The sequence below is a fragment of the Bacillus cereus group sp. BfR-BA-01382 genome, from assembly GCF_022663475.1.
Lineage (GTDB): Bacteria > Bacillota > Bacilli > Bacillales > Bacillaceae_G > Bacillus_A > Bacillus_A thuringiensis_S.
Window position 1 is genome coordinate 26,111 of the sequence record NZ_JAKUFQ010000022.1, and the last position, 24,278, is coordinate 50,388.

The following is a 24,278-nucleotide window of genomic DNA, read 5'->3' on the forward strand; positions in this document are numbered from 1 at the left end:
TAGTCAGTCCCCCCTATTTGAAAGTAATTCATTAATGATTTTTTTAATTTCTTCTCTCTCACCTGAAACTACAAGCATATCTCCTTCTTCAATTACTGTTTCTGGCCCTGGATTAAATAGCTTCTTCATGTTCTTCTTCATAACTGCGATTATCGTTACGCTATATGTTTTTCTTATTTCAAGATCGCCAATTGTTTTTCCGATTGCTGGAGCTGTATTCTCCACTTTGAACCACTCAATCGCTAAACCTTCAAAAACCATCTCAACATTTTCTAACGCCCTAGGCTTATATACCATTCCACCTAATATTGCTGCGATTTGCCTTGCCTCTGAGTCACGTAGTGAAATACTTGAGATGCTTTCTTCATGGTCTGAATCAAAATGATACATTTCTCTACGCCCATCATCATGAATGACAATTACCATCTTTTCGTTACCTTTCGTAACGATTTGAAACTTATAACCAATACCCGGAAGTTCACTTTCTCTAATATTCATTTTTAGCTCCTCCATAACTTATTTATTTTAATTTTCTGTTTTTCTGTCTTTTATTCATCCAATCAACTTTAGAAATTCTAACCACTCAGGATATTTGTGATTTGGAAATCTTTTATTGTAATAATAAGTTGCCCCTAAAAAGATACTTAAAGATGTAATGATAAAAAACATATTACTTCTCATTTTCAAACTCTCAAGGCTTACTTTCAATAAAGAATCTTCTTTCAAATTATCCCCACTTTCTCGCTTTAAATTTAGTTTTTTAAAATGTAAATAATTCTAAAAATATTACGATGTAACATAATCATAACACAAAATTGATTTAAGTAACATAATTTTTTAGAAAAATTGATTCTCGTATATTTTTTGCATATAATTTTCTTATTACGAAAAAAAGGAAGTGTATTATATGGTTGATATCTTTAGCAGATTCCTTGAGGTAACGAATAATATTTTATGGTCATATATTCTTATTGCAATGCTAATCGGCTTCGGTCTTTACTTCTCTTTTAAATTAAAATTTGTCCAAATTACTCATTTCAGTGAGATGGTCAGCTTAATTAGTAAAGGGTTTAATCGAAAAGAAAAAAAGAAAGATAGCATCTCTCCATTCCAAGCATTTTGCTTAAGTGCAGCAGCACGTATCGGTATCGGGAACTTAGCCGGTGTAGCACTAGCAATTTCAATGGGTGGACCTGGCGCAATATTTTGGATGTGGTTTATCGCAATTATCGGAGCAGCTACTAGTTTCGTAGAATGTACGCTCGCTCAAATTTATAAAGTAAAAGATGGTAGCAGGTTCCGTGGTGGGCCGGCATATTACATGGAAAAAGGATTAAACAAACGCTGGATGGGTGTTTGGTTCTCACTTCTTATTACAGTTGCGTACGGATTAATTTTCAATTCAGTACAAGCGAATACAGTAACAATAGCGTTTGAAAATGCTTTTGGACTAGAGCGAACAATCGTAGGAGCTCTATTAGCCTTATTAGTTGCAGTCATTATTTTTGGTGGTATTAAGAGCATTTCACGTATTACAGAAATGATTGTTCCGCCAATGGCAATCGTTTATATCGGCGTGGCTATTTTTGTCGTTATTAACAACTTCAATATGTTACCAAGCATTTTCATGGAAATCTTTAACGGTGCATTCGGTTTAGACCAAGCCATCGCTGGTGGTATTGGAGCAGCAATCAAGTTCGGAATTCAGCGCGGTTTATTCGCGACAGAAGCAGGTATGGGTAGCTCTCCTAACGCAGCAGCAACATCAGATGTATCTCACCCTGTAAAACAAGGACTTGTTCAAGCATTAGGTGTTTTCGTAGATACATTCTTAGTATGTACATCAACAGCATTTATCGTATTATGTTCTGGACTTTACAAAGGATCAAATTTAGAAGGTATCGAATTAACACAAAACGCTTTAAGTTCACAAATCGGACCGTGGGCAAGCACTTTCTTAGCGATTATTATTTTCCTATTCGCTTTCAGTTCTCTACTAGGAAACTACTATTATGGTGAAACAAATATTGCATTCATTAAAGAAAGCAAAACATGGTTAATGATTTATCGTGTTGCAGTTGTCGGAATGGTATTCTTCGGATCAATCGCTGCTCTTAAAACAGTTTGGAGTTTAGCTGATTTATTCATGGGACTAATGGTATTCACAAACTTAATTGCCATCTCATTCCTTAGCAAATTTGCTTACGCTGCATTAGTAGACTATTTGAAGCAAAAGAAACAAGGAAAAGATCCAGTTTTCGTTGCAAGCTCTATCCCTGGTTTACAGAATACAGAGTGCTGGGATGGACAGGATGTAGAAGAAAAACAGAAGGCTGTGTAATGATTAAAAGCGGATTCGGCTCGTTCAGAATCGCAGGACACTTCAAGCTCTCGACCTTGAAGCGCTTTTTGCTTCGAGCGAGAGAGCGAAATGACCGGAGATTCTAGCCGCTGGAGCTGGATATTAATTAAAAGCGGAGGTGACTTGCTCAGAACAGGAGGGCATTGGAGCTCCTGACGAAGAGGCGTTCTTTGCCTCACAGGAAGGCGCGAAATGACCGACTGGTCTAGTCACCGGAGCTGGATATCATTAAAAGCACAAGCGGCTCATTTAGAACAAGAGCTATATATCAAACAAAATCCCTATTACCTCACCGTAATAGGGATTTTTATTTACAACAGTTCATAATTTGTTCAAATTAATTTCAGCAAAAGGGTTGTTTTATATCAATTACTAGATTATAATAATTATAAATTAGTAATTGATATAACATAACAACTCAAAAGGAGATTGATCATAATGAACAAACAAGTAATCGAGGTATTAAACAAACAAGTAGCAGACTGGAGCGTTTTATTCACAAAACTTCACAACTTCCATTGGTACGTAAAAGGGCCTCAATTCTTCACATTACACGAGAAATTCGAAGAACTTTACACAGAATCAGCTACTCACATCGATGAAATTGCAGAACGCATTTTAGCAATTGGCGGCAAACCAGTAGCAACAATGAAAGAATACTTAGAACTATCTTCTATTCAAGAAGCAGCATACGGAGAAACTGCAGAAGGGATGGTCGAAGCAATTATGAAAGACTACGAAATGATGCTAGTCGAACTGAAAAAAGGCATGGAAATCGCTCAAGACTCTGACGACGAAATGACATCTGACCTACTACTAGGCATCTACACAGAACTAGAAAAACACGCTTGGATGCTACGCGCGTTCTTGAATCAATAATAGACTTTAAAGCGGAAGCGGCTCGTTCAGAACAGGAGGGTGTTGGAACTCCTGATTACGAGGCGCTTTTTGCCTCGAATGAAGGAGTGAAACAACCGACTGTTCTAGCCGCTGGAGCTGGATATCATTAAAAGCAGAAGCGGCTCGCTCAGAGTCGCTTTTTTCTGTAATGGTTGCACTTAACGGTACACGAAATTATATCAACGATTTTTCAAATATATCGATCATTCCCCTTAATATATCAACGATTTTTTCATTATATCGATCATTACCCTCAATATATCAACGATTCGACAAGGGATATCAATTTACCGACAAATCACGACAGTATTAACACACAACTCGCCCCCACTTTTATCACTATATTACAATCCTTTTTATGTTAAAATATAGGAAACACCCTTTAGTATCATAGATCCAAAAGGCTTTTCCAAATTCATCATTTACTACTTAAATGACGGGAGTGGTTCAGTTGAAAGACTACTTAATTAGAGCGTTTTTTGCGTTAATAACAGTTGGGATTCTCTTACTTATAGCTAATATTTTCAATATACGTGTCGAGGTTAAGGACTATGCTTTCCTCGTTGTCGTAGCAATTGGTGGCGGCTGGGGTGGCTGGTACCTGTATAAAAAACAAAGCAATCAAAATGATAAAGGCATTCCAAAGTAATATGGAATGCCTCTTTTATTGCCTTCTGTAATAAATAATGAAATTCAGACCACTAATACAACCAATCGCAATAAACATACAAAACGATTGTGGATCTCCACCTAGATTATACTCATCAACGATAAATCCGGACATAAACAACGTTATCGCGGAAACACCGATACACAATACCGAGATAAACCAAAGCGAAAATTCATTAATCAACTCTTTCTTCTGTCTCAAAACAATTAGCATAACAAGAATAGATGCTGCTAAAATACTTTTAAAAACCGGACGTAAATATACGAACTCCTCCATCTATTTCTCCTTTCCCCCAAAACATTACATCTAAACATTAACATATTTAACCAAATTAAAAACACATGCCATCTTAAATTAAAACGACATGTGTTTCCGTATTTGCTATGATAGTTGCTTCCACTTCGTTCCCAAAACAGGACGCTCATAATTTTGGATTGCATGAATTAGTTTATCTGCCGTCTCAGCTGAAACGATCAATTCTTTATTTGATGGATTCATAAATCCTTCTTCAGCTGAACGTTCAACCATTTGCAAAATTGGTCCGTAAAAACCTTTTATGTTTAATAAACCAACTGGCTTATTATGTATACCAATTTGTGACCAACATACAACTTCAAATAGTTCTTCAAACGTTCCGTATCCGCCTGGAAGCGCAATAAAAGCATCCGCAAGCTCTGCCATTTTCGCTTTACGTTCATGCATTGTCTCTACTTCAATTAATTCTGTTAATCCTGTATGTACAATTTCTCCTCGAAATAGACCGCGCGGCATAACCCCTGTTACACGTCCACCTAAACGAAGAACTTCGTTTGCTACTTCTCCCATTAATCCGACACATGAACCACCGTATACGAGCTCATAGTCGTTCTCAACAAACATTTTACCTAACTGAATTGCCTGCTCTTTGAATTCTGGTCTCTCCCCTAAATTAGAACCTGCAAACACACAAATCTTTCTCATCCCTACACCCCGATACTGTATATTGTTATGTTACAATGAACATTGTACAACATATTGAGGAGGTGAGGAAGAAATGGATATCGTTGCATTTCAAAGATGGGTTGAGGAATTTTACGAAAAACGAAGCTGGTCACAGTATAATGCCTTTATTCGCTTAAATTTCTTAACCGAGGAAGTTGGGGAAGTTTCACGAGTCGTTCGTGCTATTGAAATCGGCCGCGATCGCCCTGATGAAGATGCGAAAACAGAAGAAGAGCTAAAACAAGAACTAAAAGAAGAACTTGGCGATGTACTATCTAACCTTATTATTCTTTCGCAAAAATATGATTTAGACTTACAAGACATTATGGACGCACACGTCACAAAGCTTTCAAAAAGGTTCGAAGTATCTAAATGAGAACATTATCAATTATGGTATAATATTCTTGTCACAATATTAAGGGGGATTTTATGTTATCAAAAAAATTACACGACGCATTAAATGAACAAATGAACTTTGAATTTTACTCTGCCCATGCTTATATGGCAATGGCTGCTTACTGTACAGCCGAGAGCTATGATGGATTCGCTAACTTTTTCCTTGTACAAGCTGAAGAAGAACGTTTCCACGCGATGAAGCTTTACAACTATATTAATGACCGTGGTGAGCGTGCTATTATTACTGGATTTGATAATCCAAATAACGAATATGAATCTGTATTGAACGCTTTTGAAGTGGCACTTGAGCACGAGCGTGAAGTAACGAAGCGTATTTATAACTTATCTGATATCGCTTGGGATGAGCGTGAACACGCAACAATTACATTTTTAAAATGGTTCGTCGATGAGCAAGTAGAAGAAGAAGCTTCATTTGATAGCATCATCCAAAAACTAAAACGTATTACAAGTGATTCAAACGCACTATTTATGCTAGATGCTGAATTAGAGAAACGTACATTTACACCTCCAGCTGAGTAATATTTCAATCACCTTAATACATGTATTAAGGTGATTTTTTATTTGCTCTCTATCTTAAAATCACCTTAAATTTCCTCATATTTGACATAGCGCCAGCTATAAAATGGTATTATTTTCAATATAAAAACAATATACGAGGAGAGAAAAAATGAATCAACGTGTAGAAGCTGTCGATGCAATTCGTGGTTTCGCTTTGTTTGGCATTTTACTAGTCAATATGACATTAATTCAATTTGGGTTCTTCACCAGTGAAAAACCCACTTATCTATTCGGCAATCTTGATAAAGGCGCTAATTGGTTTATTCAATTTTTCGGCACACACAATTTTATATCCCTATTTTCTTTTCTATTTGGGCTTAGCATTATTTTGTTACAAAAAAGTATTATCGCAAAAGGAAAAAAATTCTTCCCTACATACATAAGACGTATTATCATTCTTTTACTACTTGGCTACATTCACGGCACTTTTGTTTGGGAGGGAGATATTTTATTTGCATACGGAGTTATCGGGATTTTCTTAATGATGTTCATCAATCGAAAACCGAAAACTTTGCTCATTTGGGCGATTATTCTACTCGCACTTATTACACTTATGTCCTATCAAACTGATCCATCTACAAATATAAATGATTTCGCACCTTATACTGAAAAAGAACATAAAGTCCATCAAACCGGAGGCTATATGGATCACGTCAACTTTAGATTGACTGAAAATCCTTTTGATTACATGGGAATTGACGGTGCATTCGGATTATTTTTCATATCAGTTTTCGCAATAATTTTTATGTCTCCACTGTTCCTACTCGGAATGTATGTAGGGAAAAAAGGCTGGCTATTTGAGGTCAATAAACATATACCTGCTGTCAAAAAAATATGGTTTGCCACCGGTCTCTTCTCTTTTACAATTAAAATCTTAGCTATGTTCGTAAAGCATCCGATTTTAATTATGTTACAAGATGGCCTTACACCAGTAACTATGACCTTCTTTTACGGAAGTACGATTATTTTATTATTCCATTACAAAAAAGCATCTCGTCTACTAACATACATGGCGAACATGGGAAAAATGTCCGTTAGTAATTACTTAGCACAATCTATTATTGCAACAACTATTTTTTACGCATATGGATTTGGCCTATACGGTAAAATCGGTTATTTCTTCGGTATTCTTTTAACCATCGGAATTTATACGATTCAATTATTCGTTAGCACCTATTGGCTCCAGAAATACCGGATGGGTCCAGTGGAATATGTGTGGAGACTGGGAACTTATTTAGAGAAACCACGTTTTAAAAGAGATTTGGATAAAGCAAGTTAAACAAAAAAGCAATGAGCTTACGCTCATTGCTTTTCTTAATTTATTAAAGCATAACCCCAACGATAATCGCTGATAATATACTTACTAACGTTGCACCGTATACAAGTTTTAAACCGAATGATGATACAACGTTTGCTTGTTTGCCATCGATACTCTTCGTTGCACCTGCGATAATTCCGATAGATGAGAAGTTCGCAAATGATACAAGGAAGATAGATAAAATACCTACTGTACGAGCTGATAAATCGCCAGCTACTTTTCCAAGGTCAAGCATTGCAACGAATTCGTTCGTCACTAATTTTGTTGCCATAATTTGTCCTGCTTGTAGCATCTCTGATGTTGGAATACCCATTACGAATGCTAATGGTGAGAAAATGTATCCTAAAATGCTTTGGAATGTGATTCCGAAAATTGAATCGAATACACCGTTAATTGCTGTAATTAATGCTACGAAACCGATTAACATCGCCGCTACTGTTACAGCGATAGAGAAACCAAGCATAATATATTCGCCTAACATTTCAAAGAATGTTTGTTTCTTGTCTTCTTGTAATTCTAAAATATCGTCTTCTTCTTTTACTTCATATGGATTAATGATATGAACGATAATGAATCCACTGAATAAGTTTAATACAAGTGCTGTTACTACATATTTTGGATCAATCATTTTCATATAAGAACCGACGATTGACATCGATACTGTAGACATTGAAGATGCACAAAGTGTGTATAAACGATTTTTCGGTAATTTGCTTAGTTGATCTTTTACTGTAATGAATACTTCCCCTTGACCAACGATTGCAGCCGCTACCGCATTATATGATTCTAGTTTTCCTAAACCGTTAACTTTACTTAATAGGAAACCGACTGCACGAATGATAATCGGTAAAACTTTAATATGTTGCAGGATCCCGATTAATACTGCTAAGAAAATAATCGGTAATAATACTGTTAAGAAGAATGGTGCTTGTCCATCGTTTGCTAGACCACCAAATACGAAGTTAACCCCAGCTTCCGCAAATTTTAAAATAGAACCAAATCCATCTGCGATCCCTTTTACTAATACAAATCCGACCTTTGTATTTAGTAAGAAATACGCAAGTACCAATTGAATGACAAGCATAAGTGCAATTGGTTTATATTTAATTTTCTTACGATCTGAACTGATAAGGAAACCTAGTACAAACACTACAAGTAAACCGACTAGAAACATTACTATTTTCATATGTGAATCCCCCACTTCTCCCACGAGTTATTGGCCGTATAACGTATAACGAATGACGTCTGACCATTGTTGTTAAAAAAATTTAAAACCCCTAAAAGCTATTCAACTGTCATCTAAAATCAGTAAGCGTTTACATAAATTGCAATTTATAAAAGGTAGCTTCTTCTCTCCTACCATACTTGAAAGTCTGAAATTGATACCACCTACAAATCAAATTGTAAGCGTTATCTAGGTGAAATGCAATATAAATTTTAAAAGATTTTTATATGTTAATATATTCCTAATTAATTGGTTTTTTCATGCAAATTTACCATAAAAAAATAGCCCTAGCTATGAGCTAGAGCCATCCTTTTTTTACCCCGCTTTAACGGGCAGTAAGACCCCCATCTCAACATTCAGCGAAAACAAAGAAGTTAGATGGGTGATTAACTGCCCATAAAAGCCCGATTGGTGAGGGCTGATAATCAGCGGGGGATAAAGCTCCCCCCACTAATTAAAGTTTCACTTTATAACATAACACCAACGATAATCGCTGATAAAATACTTACTAATGTCGCACCGTACACAAGGCGTAGGCCGAATGATGATACAACATTTGATTGATTTTCATCGATACCTTTCGTTGCACCTGCGATAATTCCGATAGATGAGAAGTTCGCAAATGATACAAGGAATACAGAAAGAATACCAACTGTACGAGCCGATAAATCACCAGCTACTTTTCCAAGATCAAGCATCGCAACAAACTCGTTTGATACTAATTTTGTTGCCATAATTTGTCCCGCTGTTACCATTTCTGCTTGCGGGATGCCCATTACGAATGCTAATGGTGAGAAAATATATCCTAAAATAGCTTGGAATGTAATACCGAACATTGAATCAAACAAGCTATTGATTGCTGTAATTAATGCTACGAAACCAAGTAACATTGCCGCTACTGTGATCGCGATTGTGAAACCAAGCATAATATATTCGCTTAGCATTTCAAAGAATGATTGTTTCTTCTTATTTTCTAATTTCAGTGTATCTTCTTCTTCTGTAATATCGTACGGGTTAATAATATGAATGATAATGAAACCACTAAATAAATTTAATACAAGTGCTGTTACTACATATTTTGGTTCAATCATTTTCATATAAGAACCAACAATTGACATCGATACTGTCGACATAGAAGATGCACATAATGTATATAAACGATGTTTTGGGATTTTACTTAATTGATCTTTTACTGTAATAAATACTTCTGCTTGTCCAACAATGGCAGCTGCTACTGCGTTATATGATTCTAGTTTTCCTAGACCATTTACTTTACTTAACAACGTACCAATAGCACGAATAAATATTGGTAAAATTTTAAAGTGTTGCAGAATTCCGATTAAAACCGCAAAGAATACGATTGGTAATAGCGCTGTTAAGAAGAATGAAACCTCTCCTTTATTAACAAGACCACCAAATACGAAAACGATTCCAGCTTCCGCATATCCAAGAAGTGCGCCAAATCCATCTGAAATTCCTTTTACTAAAATATAACCAACTTGCGTATTTAATAAGAAATAAGATAATACTAGCTGAATAATAAGCATAATTGCGATTGGTTTATACTTAATCTTCTTTCGATCGGCACTTATAAGAAAACCGAGTACAAATACAACGAGTAATCCTACAAGGAACATAACAAACTTCATTAATAAAATCCTCCATTTAACTCTTCATTAACGTTGAACGTCTGACCATTCGAAACAAGAAATAATCCGAACTTTCCATTTCTCCTCCAAAACCTTCAATCGGATAGGAAAGATCATAAAACCTCTTATTTCAAAGGCATTTTCCATTCTAACATAAATCATAATTCATATCCGCATTTTTCTTAAAAAAATACGTTTTATTATGAAACATTCATGAATGTTCGTCTTTTTCATTATAAAGCGAAACTTTAATGAACGGGAGTTTCACTTCACACAAATAGCTGAACCAACAAAAAATGAGCATCAAGTTTCACTTGATGCTCACCTCATTATACTGCTTTTTCTTTATCAGCTACCTCTGGCTTATCCCAACACTCTGTATTGTTCAAACCTGGAATAGACTCCGCATAAAAGACTGGATCTTTCCCTTGTTTCTTTTGCTTAATATAATCTGATAACGCTGCGAAAGCGTACTTAGAAAGGAATACAATTGCTACTAAGTTAATAACAGCCATAATTCCCATAAATAAATCTGCTAAATCCCAAACGATTTGAATTGTCGCCACGGACCCTAGCATAACCATACCAAGTACAGCAATGCGGTATGCATTTAATAGCACTTTACTTCCATTTAAGAACTCAATATTCGTTTCACCATAGTAGTAGTTACCTACTAATGAACTGAATGCAAACAAGAAGATTGCAACTGCTACAAATATAGAAGCCCATGGACCGATATGTTGACTTAACGCCTGCTGCGTTAATTGAATTCCATTTAAATCAGCTGCATTATGCACATCTGATAAAAGAATAATAAATGCTGTACAACTACAAATTAATAATGTATCTGTAAATACCCCTAAAGTTTGAATGAAACCTTGTTTAACTGGGTGCGTTACGTTTGCAGTCGCTGCTGCGTTCGGCGCACTACCCATACCTGCTTCATTTGAGAATAATCCACGTTTTACCCCTAATAAAATCGCAGCTCCTAATCCTCCACCTACTACTTCTTTAATTCCGAAAGCATGTAAGAAAATTTCTTTAAATACATATGGAATTGCCGTAATGTTTGTTACAACAACGAATAATGCCACTGCTACATAAATAATTGCCATTACTGGAACAATCATTTCAACCGCGCGAGCAATTCGTTTTACTCCGCCGAAAATAATAACTGCAAGTAAACCAGCCATAACAAGACCTACTAATCTACTATCTGTTTTGAACGCCCCATCAAAGGCAGCCGCTACAGTATTAGACTGTACAGCGTTAAAAATCAATCCGAAACTTACTGTTATTAGAACAGAGAACACAACACCTAACCAGCGTTTCTTTAAACCCTTTTCCATATAATACGCTGGGCCCCCACGGAATGCATTCCCATCTTTTACTTTATAAATTTGCGCTAATGTGCTCTCTACAAATGCAGAAGCACCCCCAATTACCGCGATTAACCACATCCAAAATACTGCTCCTGGACCACCTGCTGAGATTGCAATAGCTACACCAGCTAAGTTACCAGTACCTACACGAGAAGCTGTACTCATACAAAACGCTTGAAATGATGATACGCCGCTCTTCTCTTTTTGCGCTTTTCTCGTTTTCGAGCTTGCTCCATCCCCAAGCAAACGAATCATTTCACCGAAGTAACGAACTTGGACAAATTTCACACGAAATGAAAAATAGAGCCCTAACCCAATTAACATCGCAATAATGACATATGACCAAAGGATATTATTTACATCCCCAATTACCCTAGCTAAAAAATCCATATTTGCATTGCCCCCTCTTCCTAACAATAAGAAAATTATATTCTAAAAACTTTAAGTAATCAAGAACTTTATGTAAGGTTTTATAACATGAATATGTTAATAAAATTAACATACGTGTTTTTTTTACATAAAAATATAGCCATTACATACATTTATCCAATACTCAATCACTTATCCTCTTCGACCAGTCATACTTTTAATACAGCACGTTCCCCACAAATAACGAGAGAGAAATAAACAAAAAAATTATATTAATAATTACCTCTCACCCTTTTCATCATTTCCTACAACAAAAAAGGCGAGCATCGAATTCACCTCGATGCTCGCCTTTTCATTTACACTGCTTTTTCTTTATCTGTTACCGCTGACTTATCCCAACACTCTGTATTCGTTAAACCAGGAATAGAATCTGCACTGAAGACTGGATCTTTTCCTTGTTTCTTTTGCCTTACATAGTCTGCCAATGCAGCATACGCAAATCGGCCGAGAAGTGTAATCGCAATTAAGTTCGTGATTACCATTAGCCCCATAAATAAGTCCGCCATATTCCATACAACTTGAAGCGTCGCAACAGAACCGAATAATACCATTCCAACTACCGCAATACGATAAATTGTTAACCACGTTTTGCTTTGCTTAATGAATTCAATATTTGTTTCACCATAATAGTAGTTTCCTAGAAGTGAACTAAATGCAAATAAGAAAATAATAATCGCTAAGAAACTGCTCGCCCATGGGCCAATTTGTGAACTTAATGCATTTTGTGTTAATTCAATACCTTCTAAATTCGTTGCTTTATATGCACCAGAACATAGTACGATAAATGCTGTTGATGTACATACTAAGAATGTATCTACTAATACTCCAATCGTTTGAATAAAACCTTGTTTCGCTGGATGCGTTACATCAGCTGTTGCTGCCGCATTCGGCGCACTACCCATACCTGCTTCGTTCGCAAATAATCCGCGCTGAATACCATATTTCATCGCAGCACCGATACCGCCACCTACAGCTGAATCTAAACCAAATGCACCTTTAAAGATTTCCGTAAACACATCTGGTATTAAATAGAAGTTTTTAATGACAACAAAAATAGCTACGGCAATATAAATAAGCGCCATTGGCGGAACAATCATTTCCGACATACGTGCAATACTTTTTACACCACCAAAAATAATAACCGCAACTAATGCAGCTAATACAATACCAACAATATAACGCTCTAAGCCAAATGCATTTTCAAATGCTAATGTTACTGTATTTGCTTGTACTGAGTTGAAAATTAAACCGTAACTAATTGTAATCAGAATAGAGAACCAAATCCCCATCCAACGTTTATTTAAACCTTTTTCCATATAATAAGCAGGACCACCACGGAAGCCACTGCCATCTTTTATTTTATAAATTTGCGCAAGCGTACTTTCTACGAAACTTGAAGAAGCACCGATAATCGCAATAACCCACATCCAAAATACAGCTCCAGGTCCTCCCATAGAAATAGCTAACGCTACACCAGCTAAGTTCCCGATACCAATACGAGCTGCAGAACTCATACAAAATGCTTGGAACGATGATACACTGCCCTTTTTACGTGTCTTGCCAGTTAGTCCATCACTCATTAAACGAATCATTTCTCCTAAATGAGTAAGCTGTACGAATTTCAATTTAATAGAAAAATAAAGCCCTAAACCAATTAACATTGCAATAAGAATATATGACCAAAGAATCGTATTCGTTGATGAAACGAATTGTTCCAAAATATTCATACAATTAACCCCTCCTTTTCTCCATAAAACGAATTATATTTAAAAAACATTCAAAAATCAACATTTTTCGACAATTTGCAATTTCCAAATATTAGCCAAGCGCGAAGTAACAATATCTTTATGACTCTCCTCCCTCTAACTGTGCATACTAAAACAAAAAATAAATCTACAAACTACCCCATTGACAAAAACACCTACCTGTAACTATAATGATTACAACAGGTTGTAACAAACCTAATTACAATACATTCATTCACTTTCAGATATACAATTTAACAAAACACTTTGGAGGGATTTATTATGAAAATCGGAATTATCGGAGCAACTGGTAAAGCAGGAAGTCGTATTTTAAAAGAAGCATTAGATCGTGGACATGAAGTAACTGCAATCGTAAGAAACGCTGCAAAAATTACAGAAGAAAACGTAGAAGTTTTAGAAAAAGACGTATTTTCTCTTACATCTAACGACCTACAAGCATTCGACGTAGTTGTAAATGCATTTGGCGCTCCAGCAGGGCAAGAACACCTTCACGTAGATGCAGGAAACGTACTTATTGAAGCTGTGAAAGGTGCACCAAATACAAAATTACTTGTAGTTGGCGGAGCAGGAAGCTTATTTGTAGACGAAGAAAAAACAACACGTGTATTTGATACACCAGGTTTCCCAGGCGAATACCTTGCAACAGCTCAAAACCAAGGTAAAAACTTAGAAATCTTGCAACAAACAAATGATATCACTTGGACATTCATCAGCCCTTCTGCACTATTCGCATTAGGAAAACGCACTGGTTCTTACAAAGCTGGCAAAGACAATCTTCTTGTTAACTCAAAAGGTGATAGCTACGTAAGTTACGAGGACTTCGCAGTTGCAGCACTTGATGAAATCGAAAATCCAAAACATGTAAACGAACGCTTCACAGTTGTTTCTGAAGCTGAATAATAAAAAAGCTCGTAAAACATAATGTTTTACGAGCTTTTTCTTATTATCGTACTTGCTCTAAGCCATTTTGAGTAATCTTGAAGGAAATCTCTTTAAATTTTTTCGCATCCCCTTTTCCAATTAACTCACCAGTTTTATACCAACTTAAACGATCAGATTCTGCATGATACACTTTTACTACATCACCATACTCGAACATCATACCATTTACTTGCTCAGCAAAATTCTTTGAAGTTTCTTGTCCTTCTGCTGTTACATGTTTTTTCTCCGTTCCATTTTGATCATATAGGGTAATTCCCATATATAATTCATTGTTAAAGTAACTATGAATTTGTTCATTTGTAGACGTTACATGTAGTTTCTTATCATCATGATTTAACGTTACAATAGAACGAATATCATCACCCAGCCCTTGGTATACAAGACTATCTCCATATGTTACTTCTACTGGTACTTCCGTTACTTTCTTATTTCCAAAACGGTCTTTCGTTTCTACTTTTACTGTTTGTTTACCGATTTTTGTTGTATTTGGTTTTTCTACAAATCCAATTACTTCTCTATCTTTCACTTGAACAAAGTTTTTTGCATCTAATTTATCAGCGTTTGTTGCGATTACTACTTTTTGCGGTATAGCTGTTACTTCTTGTTGTGCTTCCATTCTCTCAAAACCTTGCTCTGTCACTTTAAAGAGCACTTCATGAACACCATACTGCGCATTCATTAGTTCATTCTTTTTATACACTTTAAATCTATCAAACTCTCTTTGATATACCTTTATTACATCACCGTATTCAAAAGTCATTCCATTAAATTGTTCTGCAAATACTTTCGTATTCTCCGATGCTTTTACTGATAAATCTTTCTTCTCTTTTCCATCCTTATCATACACAGTCATTCCCATATACTTCTCATCTGCAAATGAAGTATGCATTGGACCTTCTGAATCTGTTGTACTGAATTTCTTTTCTTCATGATTTAATGTAACAATCGATTTAATATTCGTTTCGTCGTGCCATGTACCGAAGAACATAATGCTATCTCCGTAAATCACTTCTACTGGCACTTCTGTTATTTGCTTATTACCAAAGCGATCTTTCGTTTCTACTTTTACTGTTTGTTTTCCAACTTTTGCTGTAGTTGGTTTTTCTACAAATCCTACTACTTCTCCGTCTTTCACCTGAACAAAATTTTTCGCTTCTAATTTTTCAACATCTGTTCCGATTACTACTTGTTGAGGTTTCGCTGTGACTTCTTGCAACATGTCCATTCTCTCAAAACCTTTTTCTGTCACTTTGAAGAATAGTTCTTTTGTTCCTTTTTTCTCACCTTGACCAGTAAGTGTATTATTTTGATACCATTTCAAACGATCCGGTTCTGCGTGGAATACTTTCACTACATCTCCATACTCGAACTGTATACCATTCACTTGCTTCGCAAAGTTCTCTGATGTTTCTTGTCCCTCTGCTGTTACATGTTTTTTCTCTTTTCCTTCTCCATCGTATAACGCGATCCCCATGTATAGCTCTTTATTAAAATACTCATGAATTTCGCTATCCATATCAGTTGCATGGAATCTCTTCTCTTCGTGCCTTAAAGTTACAATTGAAGCAATATCATCGCCATTTCCTGCATATGCAATGCTATCTCCATAAACCACTTCTAATGAAACTTCCGTCACTTTCTTATTACCAAAGCGATCTTTCGTTTCTACTTTTACTTTTTGTTCACCAATCTTTGTCGTATTCGGTTTTTCTACAAATCCTACTACTTCTCCGTCTTTGACTTGCACAAAATCTTTTGCTTCTAATTTTTCAACGTCAGTTCCAATAACTACTTTTTGTGGTACTGCTGTTACTTCTTGCAGAGCTTCTAATCTTTCAAATCCATTTTCAGTAATTTCGAAGAATAATTCTTTTATTTCTTTATTTTTTCCTTCTCCCACATATAAACCTTTTTGATACCAATGTAAACGTGAAGACTCTGCATGGTATACTTTCACCACATCTCCATATTCAAATGCTAACCCATTTGCTTCCTTGGCAAAAGCTTCTGTATTCTCCAAGCCTTTTACCTCTATATTTTTCTTCTCTTTTCCCTCTTTATTGTACAAGGTGAATTCAAAATACTTCTCATCTCCAAAGTAATCATGAATCAAATTATCCGTATCTGTCGCACTCATTTTTTTCGTATCATGATGTAACGTTATAATCGATTTCATATCGTCACTACCATAACTTAATCCATATACAAATAGGCTATCTCCATAAGTTACTTCTACTGGCACTTCCGTCACTTTCTTATTTCCGAAACGATCTTTCGTTTCTACTTTTACTTTTTGTTCACCGATTTTCATTGTATTCGGTTTTTCTACAAATCCAATTACTTCTCCACCTTTTACTTGAACAAAGTTTTTCGCTTCTAATTTTTCAGCGTCTGCCCCGATTAATACTTTTTGCGGTACTGCTTCTACTTCCTGTATACCGTCTATTAGTTCATATCCTTGTGGAGTAATCTTAAAGAACTTTTCTTTTTTATTCTTAGCTCCACCTTGATCTACAAGTTTATTACTTTGATACCAATCGAAACGACTTGGTTCTGCATGATATACTTTCATAATATCGCCATATTGAAGTTCAACACCTTCAAGTTGCAAAGCAACTTTTTTAGAATTTTCTTGCCCTTCTATAGAAATATTTTTCTTTTCATTTCCATCCTTATCATATAAGGTAATCCCTACATACTTTTCATTTTTAAAGCGCTCATGAAACTCATTACCAACGAAAGAAACGTTGATTTTCTTTTCATCATGAAGGAGCGTTATAACAGAATTTACCTCATCACCGTAACCTTTAAATACCATAGTATCTCCATAAAGACTGTTAACTGGAACAGAAATGAAATTTCTCTGTCCTTTCTCATCCTCAATTTCTACTAATACCGCTCTTTTTCCAACCTCTAAATACGGCCACATAATTCTACCTGTTACTTTTACATTTTCACCTAAATTTTGAACAAGACTATTTGCTAGATTTTCATTAAAATTCGCACCAACGATGAGATCTTGTACCACAGTAGACGCTTCACCATAAGGAAGCCCGCCGTATGGTTTCACTTGTTTTTCACGAATAATATTACTATCTGTTGCTTTCCATATTTCTTTTTCTAATTTAGGTAAATTTAAATTTTCGATTTTCCCTCTAACCTCATCATTTGGACCTAATCCCCATTTCTCAAAAAACGGCACTAAGTTTTGTTTAGCCGCTTTCGATGCCATATAAATAAACATTTGCTTTTTATCTTCATCTGAAGCAGGCATTTCAGATTCTGGTAATAAGCGATACATTTGATGTAAATTAGGGTAAAAATGCTCTCCATAAGCTAAATCAAGTTGCCAAAACATTACTAGTTTCTCGAATTCTTCCATCTTTTTTTGAGCATCAGGATTATCTAAGTAAGCAAAAGCTTTTTTATAATGACCATCTTCTTCTAGACTTGATTTATTGCCTAACATTCTTTGAACCGATAATGAATATATATTTACTGTTACTTCTCCTACACCTGACCAAAACCAAGGAGCTTGCTGATGTAAATGCCCTACTTCATGCCACGGTCCCCAGCCATCTCCTTGTAATCTCTTTATATTTAAAACCCTATCCATAGTCTCTGGAACATACCCTGTATGATAATGAGTAGCAAACATCCAATCATCTTTATCTGGTTTTCTCTTTTCAACAAATTGGATATAGTGGTTTGGAGCTTTTGACACCCCTATACCATCTTCAGATAATCCTGCTACAGAATTTTCAAAGCGAATAATCTTATCATGTAGCCTCATTAATTCTACTGGATCCGTCTCTCCCATATAGTTTGCCACTGCTTCAGGACTTGCAGTAATTAAACTTCTCTCACCCTTCAATTCAACTGCATAAGGATTTTTATACTTTTTTAACATTGCATCCCAATCTTTTTTTGTGTGTTTCCCTAATACAAATAATGGAAAATGACTTCCTCCATGAATAACTGAAGCTGTTACTTCGCCATCATTATTCATGTTATAAAAATATAGTATTCCACCTCTTGAAGATGAAATATTATTTTCACCAGGTTTTAACTCAAATTCTTCAAACCCTTTTTCATCATATGACTTCGTTCCTATGAACGCTTTAATAGATTGCGTTCCTTTTATTTCAATTTTAATTTCTTCATTTGGACCAGCATAAATTCCAGTTGGTTCATTTGTTGAAAGTACATAACGTACTTTTAAGCGTTTTTGCTCTTCTTCAACACTACCTTTTCCAGGCAAATGAAACGTTCTCTGCTCCAAACGATTCTCTTTACTCTCTTCCAACTGCCCGCCCTTATTCTCTTCCAAAGGCGCCGCATATCCTTTCGATGCTTCGAAAGCTACTGGTGATAATAATGTAGATATACAAATACCAGCTACTAATACCCTACTCTTTTTCTGCTTTGACATAATCTGTGTCCCCTGTCCTTTTTTTAGACAAACCATCCTATATATATTCATTTAATAAGAAATCCTATTATTTTTATAAAAACATTTATTGAATAGACTAACACCTCTCGCACCTATATCAATTACTACCGCATTTCTCTAAATGTATTCGCTTTCTTATATTGTAAATTTTTTTATGTATTACGCCCTCCTCACTTCGCTCTACTTGTGATGAGTTCTCTTCTTACATAAAAGGAAAATAGTAAAAGATATATTTTAGTCTCGTCATCTATACATCTAAAAATAAAACCTTACATTTTCTTCATATATGACCATCTATAGGTAGTTTTTCCAACTGAATTTTACACGCTTTTACCTGTATTTAATAGCCTCCCCCCAAGAATAATATTACAATTTTGTGAATTTAATCTATTAATCGTAACGTTAGGATTTTGTTATATTTATATTATTTTAAAATATAATTTACTCTGTAAAAACACTATTTTATCTATTTTATTATTTTCTTAATATAACTTTAATCCTCGCATACAAAAAGCATTGGCATAGGCCAATGCTTTTATTTACCTTTTATATTGATTCGGTTTATGCGGTTCATTTGGAGTATATGGCTTATTTGGTTTATTTGGAGCCTCAGCCTTTTTCCAACTTACCGCTAACTCAGGGCTCGTTTTCTCTTCACTACGCTCAAGTAATACTACTGCATTTTGAATAGTCGGTGTACCTTTATGCGCAATCCCTTGTAATTTCGTTAAATTTCCTGATACTTTAAAGCTAAATCCACCAGCTGGTGTTTGTTTCGGAATTAAAATGCGGAACTTCTCTCCTACATTAAATTCTGTTTTTGTTTCGCCTTTTTCATTTGCAAACTTCACGCCCGCTGGTGCACCTGTTGCTTGCACTTTATACGTTCCGCTTTTTGCATTTGTTTCTACTGTATATAAACCTGTTTCAAAGAAATCATTTTTTAATACTGCTTCTTGTTCTTCTGTAGGAGTTACACTCATCGTAATTTCTTGTAACTCTTCACTAGCGTTTGCTTTTGCAACGATGTCTTTCGTTACTTTCTCTACATTTTTATTGCGGAAATCTAAATCATTAACATCAATTTGTTTTAACGCATTCCACACTGCCAGTTGCGTTGCGTAATGCGCCTCTCTCCAATCAGATACCCCTAATTCTTGTGGGCTCTTTTGTGGATATCCATTCAACAGTACACGGTACACGTTAATATCTACTTTACCCATTTCTGGTAAGTCTTGACCGCTCGGAGATTTTAAGTCTACATTTAAGCAAAATGCAATTTTTCCATCTGCCGTTTTAATAAGTTCTGTTCGGATTGGTTTCTTCTTTGACCTACTATAACTCCAATCCATTTCATACTTTGTATGGTCCATAACCTCTGCGAATGCTTTTTGAAGTGGGAATAATACAAATAAGACACTTAAAAACATAGCTAAAAGTTTGAACGATTGCTTTATATTCATATTTACAGCCCCTTAATAACAAACTTAATACTAAGTAGTATTTAATTAGAAAATATTTTTATGCACAAAAAAAGAGTGCATAAAAGCACTCTTTTTTCTTTCTTACTTTAATCTTAGAAATCGAAGTTATCAGGATCTGGACCAACGCGGTGATTTTCGTTTAACGCATCGATTGTTTCCATGTCTTCTTTTGTTAATTCAAAGTTAAATACATCCGCGTTTGCAATAATGCGGTGTTCTTTCGTTGATTTTGGAATTGTGATTATTCCGTTTTGAAGATCCCAACGTAAAATCACTTGTGCTGTTGTTTTACCGTGTTTCTCAGCAATTGCTTGTAATGTTTCGTTATCTAATAATTGACCTTGCATAAGTGGTGACCATGCTTCCATTTGAATACCTTGTTCTTTACAGAAAGCTTGTAATTCTTTTTGTGTTAAACGAGGGTGGTATTCTACTTGGTTAATCATTGGCTTAATTTCTGCATCTTTCATTACATCTTGTAAGTGGTGAATTTGGAAGTTACTTACGCCAATTGCACGTACGCGATCTTCTTTATAAAGTGTTTCTAGCGCTCTCCACGTATCTTTATATTTTCCTTCTACAGGCCAGTGAACAAGATATAGGTCTAAATAATCTAGTTCTAATTTCTTTAAGCTCTCTTCGTATGCAGCAATTGTTTCTTCGTATCCTTGATCTGCGTTCCATACTTTTGAAGTGATAAATAATTCTTCTCTTGAAATACCAGTCGCTTCAATACCGGCACGGATTCCTTCACCTACAGCTTTTTCATTTCCGTAAATTGCAGCTGTATCGATGCTACGGTATCCTGCTTTAATCGCTGATTTTACAGCTTCTACAAGTTCTGGTCCTTCTTCTACTTTAAATACACCTAAACCGAACCAAGGCATTTCTACACCATTATTTAATACTGTTTTACTTTGTAAGTTTTTCATTTTATTTTCTCTCCTTTTATTTTACTTGATCTCTTTTTTCTAATGTCATGCTCCACGCTGTTAAAATCACAGCACCTACTACCATAATTCCGCCTACCCAAGCCGTATGAATTAATCCTAACGAGTTCGTTACAATACCGCCCAAGTAAGCACCAAGAGCAATTCCTGCGTTAAATGCTGCAATGTTAATCGCTGATGCTACATCAACAGCGCTAGGTACAAACCTCTCAGCCAAGATAACGACATACACTTGTAGCCCTGGGACATTCATAAACGCAAATAGTCCCATAAAAATAATTGTAATGAATCCAGCAACTTTAAATGGCGCTGTAAATGTTAAAACAAATAATACAATCGCTTGAATAAAGAACATGTAAAATAACGCTCGAATCGGATTATAATTTGATAATTTTCCGCCGACCATATTCCCAATCGCAATTGCAATTCCGTATACTAACAAAATAATTGTAACGGTACTTGCTTTAAATCCTGTTACTTCTTGTAATAACGGAGATAAATACGTAAATGTTACGAATGTTCCCCCGTATCCTAATGCAGTAATGATAAATACAAGTAATAGTCTTCCGTTCGTAATCAACTTAAATTGATCGTGAAATGATACAGACGTACCCTTTTTTAAGTTAGAAGGAATTAGCATACTGTTGGCGATTAAAGCAACGACTCCAATTGCCACAATAACCATAAACGATGCTCTCCAGCCAAATTGTTGACCGATAAATGTTCCAATTGGTACACCTGTAATAGTCGCAACAGTTAAACCAGTAAACATAAATGCTATTGCACTTGCACGTTTATTCTCAGGTACAAGCGCAGCCGCAATTGTAGATCCAATTGACATAAAAACCCCATGCGCAAACGCAGATACAACCCTCGCGATAAGTAGCACAGTAAAACTTGTTGCTACTGCCGCAATACCATTGCCAATAATGAAAATAATCATAATCCACATTAACAACGTCTTTCGCGACATACTAGCTGTTAATGACGTCAATACTGGAGCACCAAACGCTACTCCTAATGCATATAAAGAAACGGTTAAACCAGCTGTTGTAACCGAAACATTTAAATCTTTCGAAATAGATGGTAGTAAACCGACACTAATAAACTCGGTCGTACCAATCCCAAATGCACTAATTGCTAGTGCTAATAAAGCAAACATACTTCTTCGATTCGTCTGAACTTCTGAAGATGGTACTGTATATGAACTCAATTGAATTCCTCCTTATTACAAGAAATCCAATCATAATAGTGTGATAAAAAGGCCCTTTTATCTTCTAAAAAATATATTTTATACTTACAAATGCTATTATGAATGGTTTCATTCCTTTTTTGAAGAACGCACTTTAAAGTACGATAGGCACTAAAAAGTAACATAGTCACTTTTTGGTACCGTACTACTCACTTGCTTCTCACATGTGCTATTATGAAACATATTTAACATGATAAAAAGTACGTACTTTAAAGTGCTATAGGTACTAAAAAGTAACATTTGTATTATTAAGCTTACTTTACTCATAAAAGGAGGGTTTCATATGAAGAAATACAATATTCCTGTAGAGGCGACTTTAGAGGTTATCGGTGGAAAATGGAAGGTTGTTATCCTTTGTCATCTAACGAAAGGCACAAAAAGAACGAGTGAACTAAAACGTTTAATGCCTGGTATTACACAAAAAATGTTAACTCAGCAATTACGCGAATTAGAGGACGACGGGGTCATTCAAAGAAAAGTCTACAACCAAGTCCCGCCAAAAGTAGAATACTCCCTTACTGATTACGGTTGGTCTTTAGAATCAATTCTTGACTCTCTTTGTACTTGGGGCGAATGTCATCTTGAAAAAGAAGGTAATACATCGATGCTAATTGCAGAAGGTGAATAATAGGAAAAAAGGAAAAAACGAACATGAATTTGTTCGTTTTTTCCTTTTTTTCTATATATATATGTACATTTCTAACTAAAACAAAATATTTTATACGCTTTCATACCTTGTCAGCACTAGGTTATACACTCAATATCAAATAATTAGGAATCATTTTTATGTTAACATAGGTGCATATAGTATATAATATAGGATATATATTATATACACTTTCCGGTAGCGGAGCTTTTCCATTATGCGGACAAGCCATGTATCGGACAGTTCATAAACAATAGGTAAGAAAATGTGGTTTTAGATTTATGTCAGCTTGTTTGCTGCCATAGATTTAAAGGCATTTTATTGTGTTTTGTGAAACTTTGCATAAAGTTTCGTAAACGTTTACTATCTTACTTATAAAAAATAAGAGTATTGCTATCGTAAAGGAGAATTGGAGATGCCAGAAACTATGACTCAAACAAAGCCAGAACAAGAAACTGTACAAATTTCTGCTAGCCAAGGACAACTTGATGTACTTGATCAGTTGTTAAAACCTGAGGTACAAGAATCATTAACAACACTAGTAGAACAGCTTCCAAAATTAACTGAGCTTGTTAACATTTTAACTAAGTCTTATGACTTCGCTCAAACTGTTGCTACTGATGAAGTATTAAAAAGCGACACTGTTGGTGCAATTACAGAGCTTGTAGAACCTGTAAAAGATACAGTGAAAAGCATGGCTGCAACTGCAATCGAAGCGAAAGATCGTGCTGACGAAAGTACTGAAGTTATCGGCCTATTCGGTCTATTAAAATTACTAAAAGATCCACAAGCACAAAAAATGTTCCGCTTTGTGAACGCATATCTTCAAATTAGTGCAGAACGTAACAATAAATAATTTAACTTATAACAACAATTAGTAAAGACGGGGGATAT

The 24,278-nt window shown here is 35.4% G+C and carries 21 protein-coding genes; 10 read left to right on the forward strand and 11 right to left on the reverse strand.

The window, feature by feature from the left end; translation table 11 throughout:
• Positions 1 to 3: 3 nt before the first annotated feature.
• Complete coding sequence (locus tag MR160_RS11720) at positions 4 to 498, reverse strand: cation:proton antiporter regulatory subunit (protein WP_001026075.1); 495 nt, start codon at positions 496 to 498, stop codon at positions 4 to 6.
• A gap of 409 nt (positions 499 to 907) precedes the next feature.
• Here MR160_RS11720 and MR160_RS11725 point away from each other — a divergent pair, with 409 nt between their 5' ends.
• The 4 genes from MR160_RS11725 to MR160_RS11740 all read left to right on the forward strand — a co-directional run bounded on the left by MR160_RS11725 (position 908) and on the right by MR160_RS11740 (position 3,911).
• Positions 908 to 2,341, forward strand: a complete 1,434-nt coding sequence (locus tag MR160_RS11725) for an alanine/glycine:cation symporter family protein (protein ID WP_000227587.1) — start codon at positions 908 to 910, stop codon at positions 2,339 to 2,341.
• 459 nt (positions 2,342 to 2,800) lie between these two features.
• A complete protein-coding gene (locus MR160_RS11730; protein ID WP_001041895.1) occupies positions 2,801 to 3,241 on the forward strand; it encodes a Dps family protein in 441 nt (146 codons plus the stop codon).
• Positions 3,211 to 3,372 (forward strand): NADH dehydrogenase, encoded by a 162-nt coding sequence (locus MR160_RS11735; protein ID WP_080786474.1) that lies wholly within the window; start codon positions 3,211 to 3,213, stop codon positions 3,370 to 3,372. The genes MR160_RS11730 and MR160_RS11735 overlap by 31 nt, the downstream gene beginning before the upstream one ends.
• Before the next feature lie 341 nt (positions 3,373 to 3,713).
• Entirely contained in the window at positions 3,714 to 3,911 is a 198-nt protein-coding gene (locus tag MR160_RS11740) for a hypothetical protein (protein WP_000656312.1), read from the forward strand.
• A gap of 15 nt (positions 3,912 to 3,926) precedes the next feature.
• On the opposite strand, the gene MR160_RS11745 is transcribed toward MR160_RS11740, so the two are convergent.
• Together MR160_RS11745 and MR160_RS11750 are read right to left on the reverse strand one after the other, a co-directional pair.
• Positions 3,927 to 4,208 (reverse strand): hypothetical protein, encoded by a 282-nt coding sequence (locus MR160_RS11745; protein ID WP_000390910.1) that lies wholly within the window; start codon positions 4,206 to 4,208, stop codon positions 3,927 to 3,929.
• 105 nt (positions 4,209 to 4,313) lie between these two features.
• Positions 4,314 to 4,892, reverse strand: a complete 579-nt coding sequence (locus MR160_RS11750) for an LOG family protein (RefSeq protein ID WP_001225753.1) — start codon at positions 4,890 to 4,892, stop codon at positions 4,314 to 4,316.
• Between the two features lie 73 nt (positions 4,893 to 4,965).
• Between MR160_RS11750 and MR160_RS11755 the strand changes: the two genes are divergently transcribed.
• The 3 genes from MR160_RS11755 to MR160_RS11765 all read left to right on the forward strand — a co-directional run bounded on the left by MR160_RS11755 (position 4,966) and on the right by MR160_RS11765 (position 7,167).
• On the forward strand, positions 4,966 to 5,289 hold the full coding sequence (locus MR160_RS11755; protein WP_000355749.1) for a MazG nucleotide pyrophosphohydrolase domain-containing protein: 324 nt from the start codon (positions 4,966 to 4,968) through the stop codon (positions 5,287 to 5,289).
• Between the two features lie 53 nt (positions 5,290 to 5,342).
• Positions 5,343 to 5,849 (forward strand): ferritin, encoded by a 507-nt coding sequence (locus MR160_RS11760; protein ID WP_000949403.1) that lies wholly within the window; start codon positions 5,343 to 5,345, stop codon positions 5,847 to 5,849.
• A 148-nt stretch (positions 5,850 to 5,997) separates the two neighbouring features.
• The gene (locus MR160_RS11765; RefSeq protein WP_001076363.1) at positions 5,998 to 7,167 is read left to right on the forward strand and encodes a DUF418 domain-containing protein; all 1,170 of its coding nucleotides are present in this window, start codon (positions 5,998 to 6,000) and stop codon (positions 7,165 to 7,167) included.
• Between the two features lie 43 nt (positions 7,168 to 7,210).
• On the opposite strand, the gene MR160_RS11770 is transcribed toward MR160_RS11765, so the two are convergent.
• From MR160_RS11770 to MR160_RS11785, 4 genes are all read right to left on the reverse strand, one after another.
• Entirely contained in the window at positions 7,211 to 8,392 is a 1,182-nt protein-coding gene (locus tag MR160_RS11770) for a NupC/NupG family nucleoside CNT transporter (RefSeq protein WP_000706853.1), read from the reverse strand.
• A gap of 506 nt (positions 8,393 to 8,898) precedes the next feature.
• Positions 8,899 to 10,080 carry a NupC/NupG family nucleoside CNT transporter gene (locus MR160_RS11775; protein ID WP_000673845.1) on the reverse strand — a complete coding sequence of 394 codons (1,182 nt, stop codon included), beginning with the start codon at positions 10,078 to 10,080 and terminating at the stop codon, positions 8,899 to 8,901.
• A 329-nt stretch (positions 10,081 to 10,409) separates the two neighbouring features.
• The gene (locus MR160_RS11780; protein WP_000346410.1) at positions 10,410 to 11,852 is read right to left on the reverse strand and encodes an alanine/glycine:cation symporter family protein; all 1,443 of its coding nucleotides are present in this window, start codon (positions 11,850 to 11,852) and stop codon (positions 10,410 to 10,412) included.
• 335 nt (positions 11,853 to 12,187) lie between these two features.
• Positions 12,188 to 13,618: an alanine/glycine:cation symporter family protein gene (locus MR160_RS11785; RefSeq protein WP_001022952.1), complete on the reverse strand. Its 1,431-nt coding sequence runs from the start codon at positions 13,616 to 13,618 to the stop codon at positions 12,188 to 12,190.
• Between the two features lie 300 nt (positions 13,619 to 13,918).
• Between MR160_RS11785 and MR160_RS11790 the strand changes: the two genes are divergently transcribed.
• Positions 13,919 to 14,557: an NAD(P)-dependent oxidoreductase gene (locus MR160_RS11790; RefSeq protein WP_000689884.1), complete on the forward strand. Its 639-nt coding sequence runs from the start codon at positions 13,919 to 13,921 to the stop codon at positions 14,555 to 14,557.
• 43 nt (positions 14,558 to 14,600) lie between these two features.
• Here MR160_RS11790 and MR160_RS11795 read toward each other — a convergent pair whose 3' ends face one another.
• The 4 genes from MR160_RS11795 to MR160_RS11810 form a co-directional block, all read right to left on the reverse strand.
• The gene (locus tag MR160_RS11795) at positions 14,601 to 19,031 is read right to left on the reverse strand and encodes a putative mucin/carbohydrate-binding domain-containing protein (RefSeq protein ID WP_044783110.1); all 4,431 of its coding nucleotides are present in this window, start codon (positions 19,029 to 19,031) and stop codon (positions 14,601 to 14,603) included.
• Between the two features lie 560 nt (positions 19,032 to 19,591).
• Positions 19,592 to 20,515: a thioester domain-containing protein gene (locus MR160_RS11800; protein WP_001022528.1), complete on the reverse strand. Its 924-nt coding sequence runs from the start codon at positions 20,513 to 20,515 to the stop codon at positions 19,592 to 19,594.
• A gap of 113 nt (positions 20,516 to 20,628) precedes the next feature.
• On the reverse strand, positions 20,629 to 21,468 hold the full coding sequence (locus MR160_RS11805; protein ID WP_000793558.1) for an aldo/keto reductase: 840 nt from the start codon (positions 21,466 to 21,468) through the stop codon (positions 20,629 to 20,631).
• 16 nt (positions 21,469 to 21,484) lie between these two features.
• Positions 21,485 to 22,648: an MFS transporter gene (locus tag MR160_RS11810; protein WP_164852167.1), complete on the reverse strand. Its 1,164-nt coding sequence runs from the start codon at positions 22,646 to 22,648 to the stop codon at positions 21,485 to 21,487.
• A gap of 373 nt (positions 22,649 to 23,021) precedes the next feature.
• Between MR160_RS11810 and MR160_RS11815 the strand changes: the two genes are divergently transcribed.
• On the forward strand, positions 23,022 to 23,366 hold the full coding sequence (locus MR160_RS11815; protein ID WP_000760473.1) for a winged helix-turn-helix transcriptional regulator: 345 nt from the start codon (positions 23,022 to 23,024) through the stop codon (positions 23,364 to 23,366).
• 433 nt (positions 23,367 to 23,799) lie between these two features.
• Positions 23,800 to 24,240 carry a DUF1641 domain-containing protein gene (locus MR160_RS11820; protein WP_001115310.1) on the forward strand — a complete coding sequence of 147 codons (441 nt, stop codon included), beginning with the start codon at positions 23,800 to 23,802 and terminating at the stop codon, positions 24,238 to 24,240.
• The last annotated feature ends 38 nt before the right edge of the window (positions 24,241 to 24,278 follow it).

What these genes read in the sequence shown, in the direction of transcription:
- MR160_RS11755 (WP_000355749.1), top strand. Translation starts at nt 4,966, where the DNA reads ATGGATATCGTTGCATTTCAAAGATGGGTTGAGGAATTTTACGAAAAA.
- MR160_RS11750 (WP_001225753.1), bottom strand. Translation starts at nt 4,892, where the DNA reads ATGAGAAAGATTTGTGTGTTTGCAGGTTCTAATTTAGGGGAGAGACCA.
- MR160_RS11785 (WP_001022952.1), bottom strand. Translation starts at nt 13,618, where the DNA reads ATGAATATTTTGGAACAATTCGTTTCATCAACGAATACGATTCTTTGG.
- MR160_RS11820 (WP_001115310.1), top strand. Translation starts at nt 23,800, where the DNA reads ATGCCAGAAACTATGACTCAAACAAAGCCAGAACAAGAAACTGTACAA.
- MR160_RS11725 (WP_000227587.1), top strand. Translation starts at nt 908, where the DNA reads ATGGTTGATATCTTTAGCAGATTCCTTGAGGTAACGAATAATATTTTA.
- MR160_RS11775 (WP_000673845.1), bottom strand. Translation starts at nt 10,080, where the DNA reads ATGAAGTTTGTTATGTTCCTTGTAGGATTACTCGTTGTATTTGTACTC.
- MR160_RS11760 (WP_000949403.1), top strand. Translation starts at nt 5,343, where the DNA reads ATGTTATCAAAAAAATTACACGACGCATTAAATGAACAAATGAACTTT.
- MR160_RS11790 (WP_000689884.1), top strand. Translation starts at nt 13,919, where the DNA reads ATGAAAATCGGAATTATCGGAGCAACTGGTAAAGCAGGAAGTCGTATT.
- MR160_RS11780 (WP_000346410.1), bottom strand. Translation starts at nt 11,852, where the DNA reads ATGGATTTTTTAGCTAGGGTAATTGGGGATGTAAATAATATCCTTTGG.
- MR160_RS11745 (WP_000390910.1), bottom strand. Translation starts at nt 4,208, where the DNA reads ATGGAGGAGTTCGTATATTTACGTCCGGTTTTTAAAAGTATTTTAGCA.
- MR160_RS11810 (WP_164852167.1), bottom strand. Translation starts at nt 22,648, where the DNA reads ATGTTTGCTTTATTAGCACTAGCAATTAGTGCATTTGGGATTGGTACG.
- MR160_RS11800 (WP_001022528.1), bottom strand. Translation starts at nt 20,515, where the DNA reads ATGAATATAAAGCAATCGTTCAAACTTTTAGCTATGTTTTTAAGTGTC.
- MR160_RS11795 (WP_044783110.1), bottom strand. Translation starts at nt 19,031, where the DNA reads ATGTCAAAGCAGAAAAAGAGTAGGGTATTAGTAGCTGGTATTTGTATA.
- MR160_RS11815 (WP_000760473.1), top strand. Translation starts at nt 23,022, where the DNA reads ATGAAGAAATACAATATTCCTGTAGAGGCGACTTTAGAGGTTATCGGT.
- MR160_RS11805 (WP_000793558.1), bottom strand. Translation starts at nt 21,468, where the DNA reads ATGAAAAACTTACAAAGTAAAACAGTATTAAATAATGGTGTAGAAATG.
- MR160_RS11770 (WP_000706853.1), bottom strand. Translation starts at nt 8,392, where the DNA reads ATGAAAATAGTAATGTTTCTAGTCGGTTTACTTGTAGTGTTTGTACTA.
- MR160_RS11765 (WP_001076363.1), top strand. Translation starts at nt 5,998, where the DNA reads ATGAATCAACGTGTAGAAGCTGTCGATGCAATTCGTGGTTTCGCTTTG.
- MR160_RS11730 (WP_001041895.1), top strand. Translation starts at nt 2,801, where the DNA reads ATGAACAAACAAGTAATCGAGGTATTAAACAAACAAGTAGCAGACTGG.
- MR160_RS11720 (WP_001026075.1), bottom strand. Translation starts at nt 498, where the DNA reads ATGAATATTAGAGAAAGTGAACTTCCGGGTATTGGTTATAAGTTTCAA.